The 14,766-nt window shown below is 65.4% G+C and carries 15 protein-coding genes; 6 read left to right on the forward strand and 9 right to left on the reverse strand.

Annotation, left to right across the window (positions count from 1 at the left end; all coding sequences use genetic code 11):
* The first annotated feature begins 2 nt into the window (after window positions 1-2).
* Window positions 3-797 (forward strand): glutamate racemase, encoded by a 795-nt coding sequence (murI, locus tag AC3WUM_RS13730; protein ID WP_492410888.1) that lies wholly within the window; start codon window positions 3-5, stop codon window positions 795-797.
* A gap of 7 nt (window positions 798-804) precedes the next feature.
* On the opposite strand, the gene nadC is transcribed toward murI, so the two are convergent.
* From nadC to AC3WUM_RS13765, 7 genes are all read right to left on the reverse strand, one after another.
* Window positions 805-1,677, reverse strand: a complete 873-nt coding sequence (gene nadC, locus AC3WUM_RS13735) for a carboxylating nicotinate-nucleotide diphosphorylase (protein ID WP_492410889.1) — start codon at window positions 1,675-1,677, stop codon at window positions 805-807.
* Window positions 1,678-1,787: 110 nt separating this feature from the next.
* A complete protein-coding gene (locus tag AC3WUM_RS13740) occupies window positions 1,788-2,591 on the reverse strand; it encodes an EAL domain-containing protein (protein ID WP_492410890.1) in 804 nt (267 codons plus the stop codon).
* 55 nt (window positions 2,592-2,646) lie between these two features.
* A complete protein-coding gene (locus tag AC3WUM_RS13745) occupies window positions 2,647-3,054 on the reverse strand; it encodes a hypothetical protein (RefSeq protein ID WP_492410891.1) in 408 nt (135 codons plus the stop codon).
* A complete protein-coding gene (locus AC3WUM_RS13750; protein ID WP_492410892.1) occupies window positions 3,051-3,680 on the reverse strand; it encodes an acyl-homoserine-lactone synthase in 630 nt (209 codons plus the stop codon). The genes AC3WUM_RS13745 and AC3WUM_RS13750 overlap by 4 nt, the downstream gene beginning before the upstream one ends.
* A gap of 200 nt (window positions 3,681-3,880) precedes the next feature.
* A complete protein-coding gene (locus AC3WUM_RS13755; RefSeq protein ID WP_492410893.1) occupies window positions 3,881-4,666 on the reverse strand; it encodes an autoinducer binding domain-containing protein in 786 nt (261 codons plus the stop codon).
* Window positions 4,667-4,760: 94 nt separating this feature from the next.
* A complete protein-coding gene (gene argF, locus AC3WUM_RS13760; protein ID WP_492410894.1) occupies window positions 4,761-5,684 on the reverse strand; it encodes an ornithine carbamoyltransferase in 924 nt (307 codons plus the stop codon).
* A gap of 143 nt (window positions 5,685-5,827) precedes the next feature.
* Window positions 5,828-6,403: a superoxide dismutase gene (locus AC3WUM_RS13765; RefSeq protein WP_492410895.1), complete on the reverse strand. Its 576-nt coding sequence runs from the start codon at window positions 6,401-6,403 to the stop codon at window positions 5,828-5,830.
* A 291-nt stretch (window positions 6,404-6,694) separates the two neighbouring features.
* On the opposite strand from AC3WUM_RS13765, the gene grxD reads away from it, so the two are divergent.
* The 5 genes from grxD (at window position 6,695) to AC3WUM_RS13790 (ending at window position 11,514) form a co-directional block, all read left to right on the forward strand.
* Window positions 6,695-7,021, forward strand: a complete 327-nt coding sequence (grxD, locus tag AC3WUM_RS13770; RefSeq protein ID WP_492410896.1) for a Grx4 family monothiol glutaredoxin — start codon at window positions 6,695-6,697, stop codon at window positions 7,019-7,021.
* 101 nt (window positions 7,022-7,122) lie between these two features.
* Window positions 7,123-7,890, forward strand: coding sequence for a competence/damage-inducible protein A (locus AC3WUM_RS13775; protein ID WP_492410897.1), 768 nt, complete (start codon window positions 7,123-7,125; stop codon window positions 7,888-7,890).
* 138 nt (window positions 7,891-8,028) lie between these two features.
* Entirely contained in the window at window positions 8,029-8,484 is a 456-nt protein-coding gene (locus AC3WUM_RS13780) for a response regulator (RefSeq protein ID WP_492410898.1), read from the forward strand.
* Entirely contained in the window at window positions 8,481-10,226 is a 1,746-nt protein-coding gene (locus tag AC3WUM_RS13785) for a putative bifunctional diguanylate cyclase/phosphodiesterase (RefSeq protein ID WP_492410899.1), read from the forward strand. The genes AC3WUM_RS13780 and AC3WUM_RS13785 overlap by 4 nt, the downstream gene beginning before the upstream one ends.
* A gap of 94 nt (window positions 10,227-10,320) precedes the next feature.
* The gene (locus AC3WUM_RS13790; protein WP_492410900.1) at window positions 10,321-11,514 is read left to right on the forward strand and encodes a sensor histidine kinase; all 1,194 of its coding nucleotides are present in this window, start codon (window positions 10,321-10,323) and stop codon (window positions 11,512-11,514) included.
* Between the two features lie 7 nt (window positions 11,515-11,521).
* Here AC3WUM_RS13790 and AC3WUM_RS13795 read toward each other — a convergent pair whose 3' ends face one another.
* Both AC3WUM_RS13795 and ppsA read right to left on the reverse strand, forming a co-directional pair.
* Window positions 11,522-12,175 carry a ribonuclease T2 family protein gene (locus AC3WUM_RS13795; RefSeq protein WP_492410901.1) on the reverse strand — a complete coding sequence of 218 codons (654 nt, stop codon included), beginning with the start codon at window positions 12,173-12,175 and terminating at the stop codon, window positions 11,522-11,524.
* A 6-nt stretch (window positions 12,176-12,181) separates the two neighbouring features.
* Complete coding sequence (gene ppsA / locus AC3WUM_RS13800; protein ID WP_492410902.1) at window positions 12,182-14,557, reverse strand: phosphoenolpyruvate synthase; 2,376 nt, start codon at window positions 14,555-14,557, stop codon at window positions 12,182-12,184.
* Window positions 14,558-14,766: the final 209 nt, after the last annotated feature.

A 14,766-nucleotide genomic window follows, 5' to 3' on the forward strand; every position in this document is an offset into this window, starting at 1 on the left:
TGGTGAGCCCAGCGCCGAGCGCGGGTCCGGGCGTCGCCCCGATTGGCGTCTTCGATTCGGGCGTCGGCGGACTGTCGGTGCTGCAAGAGCTGCGCCGGCAGCTGCCGGCCGAATCGCTGCGCTATTTCGCCGACAGCGGCCACTGCCCCTACGGCGGCAAGTCGCAGGCGCAGATTCAGGCGCGCGCCTGCGAAATCACCGAGCGTTTTCTCGATCAGGGCGCCAAGCTCATCGTCGTCGCCTGCAACACCGCGACGATCGCGGCGGTCGAGCATTTGCGCGCGACCTATCCGGTGCCGTTCATCGGCATGGAGCCCGCCGTGAAGCCGGCCGTGGCGGCGACGCGCAGCGGCGTGGTCGGCGTGCTCGCCACCGGTGCCGCGCTGGCCGGGCAGAAATTCCACACGCTCATGCAGCAGCACGCGAGCAGCGTGCGCGTGATCACGCAGCCGTGTCCGGGGCTCGTCGAGCACGTCGAACGCGGCGACATCGACAGCGACGAGGTTCGCGCGCTGTTGCGACGCTACGTGAATCCGCTGATCGCCGCGGGTGCCGACGTGCTCGTGCTCGGCTGCACGCACTATCCGTTTCTGCGCAAGGCGATCGCCGAGATCGCGGGCGAGGGCGTGCCGCTGATCGACACCGGCGCGGCGGTGGCGAGGCAGACCGCGCGCGTGCTCGCGCGCGAGGGCCTGCAGAATGCGGACGATACGGTCGGCGACGTGAGCTTCGGCACCAGCGGCGATGCGTCGCTCGTGATGCCGGTGATCGAGCGGCTCTGGAATCTTTCCGTCTAGCCGACGATCACGCAAAGCGCATCGACAGGTCGACCGCGCGTACGTGCTTGGTCAGGCTGCCGATCGCGATGCGATCGATGCCGGTTTCGGCATAGCTGCGCGCGGTGGCCAGCGTCGCCCCGCCCGAATATTCGAGCTGCGTCTTGCCCCCGCCGCTGCGATGCGCGCGCACGAGCTGCACGGCCTCGCGCAGCATGTCGAGCGAGAAATCGTCGACGAGCAGCAGATCGACGTTCTCGGCGATCGCGATGCGCGCTTCATCCAGGGTTTCGGCTTCGGTCATCAGCGGCACGCCCGATTCGAGCGCGCGCGCCTGCGCGATCGCGGCTTTGATACCGCCCGCCGCGGCGATGTGGTTTTCCTTGATCAGGATGCCGTCGTAGAGCCCGATGCGATGGTTGTAGCCGCCGCCGCAGACCACGGCGTATTTCTGCCCCTGGCGCAGTCCCGGCAAGGTCTTGCGCGTGTCGACGATGCGGCAGCCAGTGCCGGCGACGGCATCGACGTACTGGCGCACGCTGGTCGCGGTGCCCGAGAGCGTCTGCAGGAAGTTCAGTGCGGTGCGTTCACCCGTCAGCATTGCGCGGGCCGGACCTTGCAGCGTGAACAGCACTTGGTCGGGCGCAACCTGCTCGCCGTCGGCGACGCTCCATTGAACGCGCACGCGCGCATCGAGCTGGCGGAACACTTCATCGACCCAGTCGCGGCCGCAGAGGGTGGCGGCTTCGCGCGAGATCACGCGGGCGCTGGCCTGCTTGTCGGCGGCGATCAGGCGCGCGGTCACGTCGCCCGTGCCGACGTCTTCGGCAAGCGCTAGGCGCACGCTGTCGGCGATGCCGGCTGCGCAATCGGAGCTGATCGAGGGGCCGCTGTTGGACATGGGGCATGAACGTCTGGCGAAAAGGGCGCTTAGTTTAGTCGCCTCCCGCCTGCTCACGTCGCGACGATGTCCGGCCGCGCGTCGACCCGCTGAAACCATTCAAAGCCGCTTCAGAACCTCTGTTCGAACTCGACAGCCGCAAGTCCTTCCGAATACAGGAAGCCCTGCAGCTTGGCGACGCCACGGGCGACCACGATGCGCGCGTCCTCCTGCGTCTCGACCCCTTCGGCGATCAGGTCGAGACCGAGTTCGTGGCCCAGGCCGACCACCCAGCGCATCACCGCCTGGCCGCGCGGATCGTGGCTCAGGTTGTGGACGAAGCTGCGATCGATCTTGATGCCCGTGAACGGCAGGTGCCGCAGATTGCCGATCGACGAGAAGCCGGTTCCGAAATCGTCCATGTAGAGGCCGATGCCGAGCGAGGCCAGGTGATGCAGGCGCTCGATCACATGGCTGTCATGGCCGATCAGCACGTTTTCGGTGATCTCGAGTGACAGCGCACCGGGCGACAGCCCGCTGACGTTCAGCGCGTCCATCACCCGGTTGACGAACGCGGCGTCGCGCAGCTGCACCGGCGAGACGTTGACGTTGAGGCGGAAATCGCGCCGGGTCCTGCGCCATGCGCGGGCCTGCTTGCAGGCCTCGGTGAGGGCCCAGGCGCCCAGGTGATGGATCAGCTCGCACTGCTCCATCGCCGGAATGAACAGCGCCGGCGATTGCGCACCCATCGGATGCGCCCAGCGCATCAAGGCTTCCGCGCCCCAGATCCGGCCGTGCATGTCGATAATCGGCTGATAGGCGAGCCAGAATTCGCCCAGGCGCGCGCCCATGCGAATCTCGCTCTGCAACTCCCGGCCCGCGAGCAGGTTCGGCGAGAGTTCCGCGCGTTTGGGGCCTGGCGGCTGGTCGCTCATGGCGGCGACACGCTCGCGCCTCGCGGCGCTGACCGAACCGGGTCGGCGGTCTGCATTAGTCGGCGCCATACTCGAAACTCAGCACGTCGTCGCTGAAGCTCACCTGCACTTTCGGCAGCGAGGTGCTCATCAGCGCGGCGGCTTGGTCGGTGGATACATGCGGTTTTCCTTCCGCGTCTTCGGTCGCCAGGGCGCGCGCAAGCGTCTGCGCATCGCCGTGGCCGGTGTCGGACTCCTGTTCGACGAGATTCAGAACCGCCACCGACAGCCCGGGCTGTCGGCGGCGCAGCTGCAGGGCGTGGCGCAGGCTGTGCACGGCCGCCGCCGAATGATCGTTGACGACGACCAGCGCGTCGCAGCCCGCGGCCGTGTTCGACTTGCGCCGGTTCGTGCGGCGGCCTTCGAGCAGGTTGCTCCAGCGCCTGGCCTGCTCGCTGTTGCCGAGGACCAGTAGCCGGCTCATGCGGCCACCTTGAGGTCTTCGATCGGGGCCGGCAGCGGGTGCCCCAGGATCACGTGGCGCGTATGCGCATCGACTTCGATGCGGCAGGCCACCGTGGTGACCTTGCCGATGCGCACGGCCGGGCCGTAGCGATGCAGGACAAGGCCGAGGTTCTTGAGCAGGCGTTCGATTGCCACGCTGACGACGATCACGTACTGGTCGATGCCATTGTCGATGGCGAGCTGGGTCGAGGCTTCGACGAGCGCGCGGGCGACGCGGTTGAGGCCGAAGCTGTTGCGATCGGCTTCATCGGCATCGACGGCGAAGCGGCTGATCTCCCAGACGCGCGGCGCGCGCGGGGCGCGCTGGCCGTGCAGCAGGGGTTCGAAGGCCGGCACGTCGGCCATCATGTACGGCAGGGTGGTGGGGCGCAGGCGCCAGCTGCCCTGGGCCTTGCCGTCTTCATCGGCGACGACGAGGTAGAGGCTGTAATTGTCGTCGAACTGGTCGGATTCCATGCCGTCGCTGCACTTCACTTCCCACTGCAGGCGCTCGTGGAAAACGCGATAGCGCATGCGAAACATCGACTGCGCGTGGGACTGGGCGAACTGCGGATCCTGCAGCGAGCCGGTGATGACCTGAGACATTGACGGTGACTCCGATGGGCGTGGAAGAGGCCCATAGGAAACCGCTTATCAACTAGGTCGTAGCCTGTAATTTCTTACAGTGATTCGTATTGCGTAGCCGTTTGGCAGACGAACGGTCGAAACGCCCCGAATATGAAAATTTCTTCATCGCCGCCGGCCCGGCGAGGCCCGCGAGCTTCCATCAATCCGCGCCCGACGCGCTAGTGGATGCGGTCTTCGAGCAGGCGCTTGGATTGCGAAAGCCGGTCCGGGTAGATGTTCGGGGCCACTTCACCGAGCGCGATCGCGCGCGCGATGGCCTGGCCGCGATTGCTGACGCTGAGCTTCTGCTGGCAGCGCGCGAAGTGGAACACCACGGTGCGCTCGGTGATGTTGAGCTCCGAGGCGATCTCGCCCGCGTTGTAGCCTTCCGCGGCGAGGCGCAGGCACTGGCGCTCGCGCTCGGTGAGCCGCTGCGGCGGCTCGCCGCGCAGCTCGGAACTCGGCGCCAGTGCGATCCGGCGGATGCATTCGTGCAAATGCATCGTGAACCACTGGGCCCGGCTGGCCAAGCGTCCCCGCTCGGCGCGGTCCTCGGGCAGCGGCGTGTCGCGCGCCAGGCTCAGCAGCGTCGATTCGCCCTGGGCCCCGTGCAGCGGGATCGTCAGGCCGTGCGCGAGGCCGTGCCCGGCCGCCTCCCGGAACAGCTGGCTCACGGCCGGATTGCTGCGATCGACCTGGTCCCACTCGATCGGCAGCGTCGAGGTCACCACCTGCTTGAGTACCGGATCGATGAGCATGTAGCGCTGCTCGTCGTAACGGGCCCGCCAGGCGGCCGGATAGCCGCTCAGGATCAGCTGCATCGGCTGGGTCAACGGGACCGGCAGCCGAAAACCGAGCAGGAAATGTCGGAAACCGAGCAGCTGGGCCACGCCCCGGCATTCGGCGTACGCCCGTTCAATGGTGTCGGCAGCCTTGATGGCTTCGGCAACTGCGAAATCTTGCATGGCTCGTGCTCGGATCGGCGGCGGGGGATCTGGCTTCGATTACCCGCAGTCAACCATAGCAAGCCTTGAACCAGTATTAGAAAATTTTGTCGGGTCAGGACGACCGCCCGCCGGTGCCCGGGTTCAGGAGCAGGAATTCCAGCAGCGCCATCTGTGCCCACATCCGGTTCTCGGCCTCGTCCCAGACCACCGACTGCGGGCCGTCGATGACCGCCGCCGTCACTTCCTCGCCCCGATGCGCGGGCAGGCAGTGCATGAAGATCGCATCGGGATGGGCCCCCTGCATGAGCGGCAGATCGACCTGATAGTTCGCAAACGCGCTGAGCCGGCGCTGCTGCTCGGCCTCCTGGCCCATGCTGGTCCAGGTATCGGTGACGACGAGGTCGGCGCCCGATACCGCTTCGGCCGCCGAACGGCAGATGCGCACCGAGTCCTTCGCCGCCGAAACGATCTGCTCGAGCGGCTCGAAGCCCTGCGGAGCCGCCACGTTAAGCGTGAAGCCGAACAGCTGCGCCGCCTCGATGAACGAATGGCAGACGTTGTTGTTGCCGTCGCCGACCCAGGCGGCGGTCTTGCCGCGAATGTCGCCGCGATGCTCCATCCAGGTCTGGATGTCGGCCAGCAGCTGACAGGGGTGATGGATGTCCGACAGGCCGTTGATGACCGGCACGCGCGAATGCAGTGCGAGCTCGGCCTGATCGGCCTGCGAGTTGTTGCGGATCATGATCGCGTCGCACATGCGCGAGAGCACGCGCGCAGTGTCGGCGATCGGCTCATCTCGCCCGAGCTGGGTGGTTCCGGCGTGCAAAAACAGCGCATGACCACCGAACTTGGCCATGCCCGACTCGAAGCTCACGCGCGTGCGCGTGGAGTTCTTGGTGAAGATCATCGCCAGCGTGCGGCCGATGAACGGGCGATAGCCGGGGTCGGGCGAGCGGCGCAGTTCCTGGGCTCGCTTCACCACCGAGAGCGCCTCGGCAGGGGAAAGATCGCTGAGCTTGAGGAAATGGCGCGTCATGTTCGTAGCCTGTTTGTAGCGGGAGTGGACCAAAGCGGGTGGGGCGACTGGAAATGCCTGCCAGCAGAAAAAACAAAAGGGCCGCGCCATCAAGCGCGGCCCTCAGTCGTTGCGGCGTGCCGCAGCGGCTGACGTCCTGGAGATTAGCCCAGATTCTTCTCGACGAATTCCCAGTTCACGAGCGCCCAGAAGTGCTCGAGGTAGGTCGGACGGGCGTTGCGGTAGTCGATGTAGTAGGCGTGTTCCCAGACGTCGGCCGTCAGCAGTGGCGTCTTGCCTTCGGTGATCGGGGTCTGGGCGTTCGAGGTGTTGACGATGCCCAGGCTGCCATCGGCGTTCTTGACGAGCCAGGTCCAGCCCGAGCCGAAGTTGCCGATGGCGGACTCGGTGAACTGCTTCTTGAAATCCTCGACGCCGCCGAAGGCCTTGACGAGCGCATCGGTGAGCTTCTTGCCCGGAGGCGTCTGCTTGGGCGTCAGCGAGTTCCAGAAGAAGTTGTGGTTCCAGACCTGGGCGGCGTTGTTGAAGATCTTGCCCGAGGATTTCTTGACGATTTCTTCGAGGCTCAGGTTTTCGAATTCGGTGCCGGCGATCAGCTTGTTGCCGTTGTCGACATAAGCCTTGTGATGCTTGCCGTAGTGATATTCCAGGGTCTCGGCCGACATGTGCGGCGCAAGAGCGTCCTTGGCGTAGGGCAGTTCGGGAAGCGTGAGGGCCATGATATTCCTTGTCTCTGGCGGGCCAATGATGCTTGGCAGCTGGCTCGATGATGGGGTTGATCTTGAGCGTCCGACTTCCATGGACGGCTAGACAGCGGGTGGACGCGCGGCGACACGATAAAGCCGCCTTCCATCAGTTTCAACATGCCCGCTTGACGCAGGCTTGCTGCGGCGGCGCGCAAGGAACGGTTCTTGCTCATGAGCGTTCCGGCGAGTTTTCAGCGGGGTTCGCCCAGGCCGCTTATAATCCGCGGCCGCAATTCCTCCCCTACGCACTCACTGGAGGGTGTCATGGATGCTCTGGAACGCATCAAGAAGCAAGTAAGCGACAACCCCATCATCATCTACATGAAGGGCACGCCGGATTTTCCGCAGTGCGGATTCTCGGCCCGCGCCACGCAGGCGCTCAACTCCTGTGGCGTCGAATACGCCTTCGTGAACATCTATGAGGACGAGGAGATCTACCGCGCCCTCCCTAAATTCGCCAACTGGCCGACCTTCCCCCAGCTGTACGTGAAAGGCGAGCTCGTCGGCGGCTGCGACATCACGCTCGACCTGCATCAGTCCGGCGAGCTGCAGAAGATGCTGCGGGAGGCCGCGACCGCCAAGGCCGCCTGAGCTTAGACGCTGAAAGTCGCCGATCCAGCCTACGATGCCCGCGCCAGTCGCGGGCATCGTCGTTTACGACACGCCGGAAGTCCGGCACATGGAGCAGCTCGATGGCCGTCACCCTGATGATCGTTGGCGACGAAATTTTGTCGGGCAAGCGCCAGGACCGTCATTTTTCGAAGGTCCGCGAGCTGCTCGCGGCTCGCGGCATGGAGCTCGACGAGGTGCGCATCGTTGGCGACGACGAGGCCCGGATCGCCGAAACCGTGAGCCAGCTGCTCGGACGCGGCGATGTGGTGCTGTCCTGCGGCGGCATCGGCGCGACGCCCGACGATCGCACTCGGCAGGCGGTCGCGCGGGCGCTGAACCTGCCCGTGGTTCCGCACGAGGAAGCGGTGGCGCTGATCGTCAACGAGTACGGTGAGCGCGCGTTCCCGAACCGCGTGATCATGGCCGAATTCCCCCAGGGAGCCGGGCTGATTCCCAATCCGATCAATCGGGTAGCGGGTTTTCACATCGCCGGCATCTATTGCGTGCCGGGCTTCCCCGAGATGGCCTGGCCGATGCTCGAGCAGGTGCTCGATACCCACCTCAAGCACCTGCATCGCGAGCAGCCGCGCGTCGAGTACACGCTCAGGGCGCTCGGCACTTCGGGCGAAGGCGACCTGCTGTATTTGATGGAGCAGGTGCTCGCCGAATTCCCCGGCGTGAGCCTGTCGAGCCTGCCGAGCCGCGGCGACGGCGAGCGTACGAGGCACATCGAATTCGGCATCAAGGGCCAGCCCGAGCAGGCGGCGCGGGCGTTTCGCTGGTTCCGGGAACGCCTGTTGCAACACCCGGGGGCCGTCGTCGAGGATTTGACGCTTCCGCCCTGCTGACTTGCTGGAATGGGGAAGCGGACTGACGGCAGGACCGGGCCGGCCGATGGTGATCCTACCGTCAGACGCTTGAAATACGATTCGTGCCGACGCTCGGTCAATTCTCCGAGCTCAGCCCGCAGATGAGGTTGAAAACACATGACGGGTCTCTCTCAAGTGGGCAAGCCGGTGATCCTGCTGGTGGAGGACAACCCGGCTGACGTGAGGCTGGCCTGCGAAGTGCTCGAGGAGGCGGGTGTCTCCGACGGCATGCTCGTGGCGCGGGACGGCGACCAGGCCATGCGCATGGTGCGCCGCGAAGGCGAGTACGCGAGCCTGCCGCGTCCCGACCTGATCCTGCTCGACCTGAATCTGCCGCGGCTGTCGGGCCACGAGGTGCTTGCGCAGATCAAGCAGACGCCGGGTTTGCGCCGCATCCCGGTGATCGTGCTGACCACCTCGCGCGCCGAAAGCGACATCACCGCCTGCTACGAGGCGCACGCGAACGCGTTCCTGACCAAGCCGGTCGATCTGCTCGAATTCTCGCGTCTGGCGACGATGATTCGCGACTTCTGGCTCGGAGCGGTGCAGCTGCCGCAGCGGAGCGCGGGGTGAGCGCCAGCGGCCGCTTGTCTCCGTTGGGCGTGTTGCTGGTCGAGGACAACCCGGCCGACGCGCGGCTGCTCGCGGAAAGCTTCAAGGAAGTCAGCGGCGTCGAGAACATCGTCATCCGGACGGTGCGCACGCTGGCCGAGGCCGTCGCCGAAATGAGCCGTTACAGCTTCACCTGCGTGCTCGTCGACCTGGGCCTGCCGGATGGCCGCGGCGTCGGCAACGTCGAGGTGCTGCGCGCCATCGACCGCAAGGCCGCGATCATCGTGCTGACCGGCAACGACGACGAGCATCTGGCCGCCGAAGCGATCCGGCTCGGCGCCCAGGAATACCTGATCAAGGGCCATCTCGATGGCGCCAAGATGGTTCGCCTGCTGCGCCACGCGATCGAGCGCAACAAGCATGTGCACGAGCTCGAGGATCAGCGCCATCGCGAATTCCATCGGGCCAGCCACGACAGCCTCACGGGCCTGGCGAATCGCGAGCTGTTCTACGACCGCGTGCGCCAGCTGCTCGCGCAGTCCCAGCGCGCCGGCCGCGCATTCGCGATCTGCTATCTCGATCTCGACGGCTTCAAGCGCGTCAACGACCAGCACGGCCACCAGATCGGCGATCAGCTGCTGATTCGCGTGGCCGAAGTGCTCAACGAATCGGTGCGCGCCACCGACACGGTGGCGCGCGTCGGCGGCGATGAATTCCTCGTGCTGCTGTGGCCGGTCGAGGACCATGGCGAGGCCGGCGTCATCGCGCACCGCCTGCGCGAGCGCGTGATGGCGATCCGCCAGATCGTCGATCACGTCATCGAGCTCGATGCCAGCGTCGGCGTGGTGTTCCACCCGCAGCATGGCGATACGCTCGACGAGTTGCTCGAGCGCGGCGATCGCGCGATGTACCAGGCCAAGCGCGGCGGCGGCGGGGTGGCCATTTACGATGCGCAGGACGTCGACAGTCCGGCGCGCGCGGCCGACATCAAGATCGAGCTCAGCGATGCGCTCGAAAACGATCAGTTCCTGTTGCTGTTCCATCCATGGGTCAACGCGGTCGAGCAGCGATTCGTCGGCGTCGAAGCCTTGCTGCGCTGGAATCGCGGTGATGGCGTGCAGCGTCCCGACGAGTTCCTGCGCAGCGCCGAAAGCAGCGGCTATCTCGGCGAGATCGGCCTGCATGTCGCGGTGAAGGCCTTCTATCAATGGCGTGCCTGGCGAACGCAAGGCATCACCGCCGATCAGATCGCGATCAATCTCTCCGCCGTCGAGCTCGCCGACGAGCGGCTCGTGCCTTCGCTGCTCGCGGTTGCCGAGGCCGCCGGTGTGAAGCCCGGCGAAGTGCGCCTCGAGGTGCCGATGCCGGTGCTCGAAGGCGAGGCCAGCCATCGCATCATCACGCATCTGCGGCGGGCGCGTGACCAGGGCTTCGGCGTGGTGCTCGATCAGTTCGGGCCGGACGGGCAATCGCTCAAATGGCTGACCGCGGTGCAATTCGACGGGCTCAAGCTTGGCCGCCATGTGCTGCGGGCGCTCAACGAAGAAGGCTTGCAAGGCTCGATGCGCCGATTCACCACCGCGGTGCTCGGCGCGGCCAGCGCGCTGGGAGTGCCGGTGATCGCCACGGGTGTCGAAAGTGTCGACGATCGTGTCATGCTGCAGATGATGGGTTGCGTGTTGATGCAGGGACAGCTCTTTTGCGGTTTCGAAAGTGCAGGCGATCTGCCGACGAGGCTCGCAATGAAGCCAGCCGGCTTTTAAGGAAGGCTCGCTGCGCAGGAGTGCATTGCTCAGTGCTCCGCCGCCACTCAGTAAAGAGTCGTACCCGAACACTAGACGCTAGAAGGACATCTGCATGCGAGCCCTGCTCGACACTGGCGCGTTTCTGCCGCACGGTATCTGCTACCTGCGGCAGCCCGACCTGATTGCCCTGCACGTGATCTCCGATCTGATCATCGCGCTTGCGTACTTCATGATCCCGATTTCCCTGCTGTATCTGGCGCGGCGCTCGCGCGCCAGCCTCTCGTTCAACTGGGCGATCGTGCTGTTCGCGGCGTTCATCATCCTGTGCGGTACCGGACACCTGCTCGACATCCTGGTGATCTGGAAGCCGGTGTACTGGCTGCAGGGCTGGGAACGCGCGCTGACGGCGCTGGTGTCGCTGGCGACCGCGATCGCGATCCTGCCGCTCGTGCCCAAGCTGCTGTCGATGCGTTCGCCCGAGGATCTCGAGGCCGCAAACCAGCGCCTGCGCGAAGAGATCAAGCTGCGCGAGGGCGCCGAGAACGACCTGCACCGGTCATTGGCCGAACTCAAGCGCGCGGTTCAGGAGCTCGAACAGTTCGCCTACATCACCTCGCACGATCTGCAAGCTCCGCTGCGCAACGTCTCGGGCTTTTCGCAGCTGCTCATGCGCCGTTACAAGGACAAGCTCGAAGGCGACGGCGTCGAGTTTCTCGAATTCATCGAGAAGGGCGTGCGCCAGATGCAGACGCTCATCAACGATCTGCTCGCGCTTTCGCGCGTCGGTCGCGGCGATGCCACGTTCACGGTCGGCCCGCTGAAGGCGCCGATCGATCGCGCCCTGGCTTCGCTCGAACCGGTGATTCGCAGCCGCGAGGCGGTCGTGAAAGTCGATGAAGGCTTGCCGAGCATCAAGGCCGATCACGGCCTACTCGCCCAGCTGTTCCAGAACCTCATCGACAACGCGACCAAGTTCCACAAGCCTGGCGTCGTCCCCGAGGTGCATGTGAGCGCCTGGCCGGAAGGTTCGCAGTGGCACCTGCTGGTCAAGGACAACGGCATCGGTGTGCCGAAAGACCAGCTCGAAACGATCTTCGCGGTGTTCCGTCGCCTGCATTCCGCCGACGACTACGAAGGCACCGGCATTGGCCTGGCGATCTGTCGCAAGATCGTGCGCCATCACGGCGGCGAAATCTGGGCCGATTCGTCCGGAATCGGCGAGGGCACCGAGTTCCACGTGCGCCTGCCGCGCGAGCCCATCATGCCAACCTCGCCGAGCGTGCCGCGACTCGCGGCGGTGCACTGATCGGAGTTCAGCGCAGCGGTCTGAACAAGGCCTGCGCGCCGCAACGATCGTCGAGATCGGGTCCGCAGTGGCGTGGAACGAGCTGGCGGTCGTAGCAGATGCGCAGCTCGGAAAAATAGCGGCCGCTGCATTGCAGGGCGATGCCGTCGGCCTGCAGGCCTGGATTGCTGCGCATCCATGCGGATTCGATCTGCCGCGGTGACTGCAGCAGCGGCTGCGCCAGATCGCGATACGCAGAAGGAATCGACAGCTTTTCGAAGGCCTGCCGCAGCGTGCCGAAATAATGCGGCGCATCGAGGCCGCTGCAGGTTCCATGCTTGCGCCACTCGTGCAGGATCAGCGGCTTGCTCGGCATGATCGGCAGCAGGCCGTCGATCAGCGCTTCGGGCACGTAGGCCGCCTTGCCGCAGCTGCTCGGAAAACCGCGTTCGTACTGCGGCCACAGGCCGTGCACGATGAAACCGTAGGAGCGCCGCGCGCCGCACTGCGTGGCATCGGCTCTCGGAGTCGTCGCGCAATGCTGCGGAGACCACGACAAGGCGAGCACCCAGTAGTCGAAGCGGCCCGGTTTTCCTTCCGCGCGCGCTGCATCAACGAAAACGGCGCTGCCGCAGAATGCGAGCAGCGCCGTCGCCACCAACGCGCCGAAGCGCATCGGCATCGGTCCCTAGCTGATGTTCTGGCCGGCCAGGAACAGCCAGGTCTCGACGACCGTGTCGGGGTTCAGCGACATCGATTCGATACCCTGATCGAGCAGCCACTGGGCGAGGTCCGGATGATCCGACGGGCCCTGGCCGCAGATGCCGACGTACTTGCCGTGCTTCTTGCACGCCGAGATCGCCATCGACAGCATCGCCTTGACCGCGTCGTTGCGCTCGTCGAACAGATGCGCGATGAGGCCGGAGTCGCGATCGAGACCGAGCGTGAGCTGGGTCATGTCGTTGGAGCCGATCGAGAAGCCGTCGAAGTATTCGAGGAACTGATCCGCGAGCACCGCGTTGCTCGGCAGCTCGCACATCATGATGACCTGCAGGCCGTTCTCGCCGCGCTTGAGGCCGTTCTCGGCGAGGATCTCGATCACGCGCTTGGCTTCGCTGATCGTGCGCACGAACGGAATCATGATCTTGAGGTTGGTGAGCCCCATTTCGTCGCGCACGAACTTGAGCGCTTCGCATTCCATGTCGAAGCACGGGCGGAAGCTCTCGCTGATGTAACGCGAGGCGCCGCGGAAGCCGATCATCGGGTTCTCTTCGTGCGGCTCGTAGCGCTTGCCGCCGACGAGGTTGGCGTACTCGTTGGACTTGAAGTCCGACATGCGCACGATCACGGGTTCCGGCGCGAACGCGGCGGCGATCGTCGCGACGCCTTCGGCCAGACGCTTGACGAAGTAATCCTTCGGCGAGGCGTAGGCGGCGATCATCGAATCGATCGTGCGCTTGACGTCGGCCGGCTGCTGGTCGAGCTCGAGCAGCGCCTGCGGATGGATGCCGATCTGGCGGTTGACGATGAACTCGGTGCGGGCCAGGCCGACGCCCTTGTGCGGCAGCGCGGCGAAGTCGAAGGCCTGCTCGGGCGTGCCGACGTTCATCATGATCTTGACCGGAATCTCCGGCATCTTGTCGAGGGCGATTTCGTCGACCTGGAAGTCGATGTTGCCGTCGTAGATGTGGCCGGTGTCGCCCTCGGCGCACGAAACGGTCACGAGCTGGCCATCCTTGAGCACGGCGGTGGCGTCGCCGCAGCCGACTACGGCCGGGATGCCGAGCTCACGCGCGATGATCGCGGCATGGCAGGTGCGGCCGCCGCGATTGGTGACGATGGCGCTCGCGCGCTTCATCACGGGCTCCCAATCGGGGTCGGTCATGTCGGTGACGAGCACGTCGCCGACCTGCACGCGGGCCATCTCGTCGATCGACTTGAGCAGGCGGACCGGGCCGGCGCCGATCTTCTGGCCGATCGCGCGGCCTTCGGACAGCACCGTGCTCTTGCCCTTGAGCTTGTAGCGGCGCAGCGTGCTGGCCGAAGCGCGGCTCTGCACCGTTTCCGGGCGCGCCTGCAGAATGTAGAGGCCGCCGTCGACGCCGTCCTTGCCCCACTCGATGTCCATCGGACGGCCGTAGTGGTTCTCGATGATCAGCGCCTGCTTGGCGAGCTCTTCGACATCGGTATCGGTGATGCAGAACTTTTGGCGTTCTTCGGTCGACACCGGCACGAACTCGACCGTGCGGCCGAGCACGCGCTCCTTGGCGTAGACCATCTTCTTGGCCTTCTCGCCGAGGCCGCGCTTGAGCACGGACGGCTTGCCGGCGCGCAGCGCGGGCTTGTAGGCGTAGAACTCGTCCGGGTTCACGGCGCCCTGGACCACGGCTTCGCCGAGGCCCCAGCTGGCGGTGATGAACACGGCGTCACGGAAACCCGATTCGGTGTCCATCGTGAACATGACGCCCGAGGCGCCACGGTCGGAGCGCACCATGCGCTGCACGCCGGCGCTCAGTGCGACCTGGCTGTGCGCGAAATTCTGGTGCACGCGATAGCTGATCGCGCGGTCGTTGAACAGCGAGGCGAACACTTCCTTGATCGCCTTGAGCACATTGTCGATGCCCTGCACGTTCAGGAAGGTTTCCTGCTGGCCGGCGAACGAAGCGTCGGGAAGATCCTCGGCGGTGGCCGACGAGCGCACGGCGACCGAGATTTCCGAAGTGCTCTCGGCCAGCAGCACGTCGTAGGCGGCGCGGATCTCCTTTTCGAGCTCGGCCGGGAAGGGCGCCTTGATGACGGCTTCGCGGATTTCCTTGCCGGTCTTGGCCAGGGCGTGCACGTCGTCGACGTCGAGCGCGTCGAGCATACTGTTGATGCGATCGGCCAAGCCCTCGAAGGCGAGGAATTCGCGGTAGGCGGCGGCCGTGGTGGCGAAGCCGTTGGGCACCTTGACGCCGGAGGCGGCGAGGTTGCCGATCATTTCGCCGAGCGAAGCGTTCTTGCCACCGACAATCTCGACGTCCTTCATGCCGAGCTGCGAGTACCACAGAACGTTATGGCTCATGGCACCCAGGTTGTGGTCGCTTCCCATGTTTGATTGCACTCCGGCGGCTGTGATTCGTGGTTCGGAAAATAGATCGAAGGGTCGATCGAACTGATGCAGTGACGCAGTTACGGCAAAGAGGCCAACGCAATTCCCATGCGCGGCCGAATGACGGTGCTCTGGATCGTGGGTGGTGAGATGTACTTGACTCTGTTATCAATGCAACACGA

This window comes from Hydrocarboniphaga sp. FW305-C-57 (assembly GCF_058783045.1).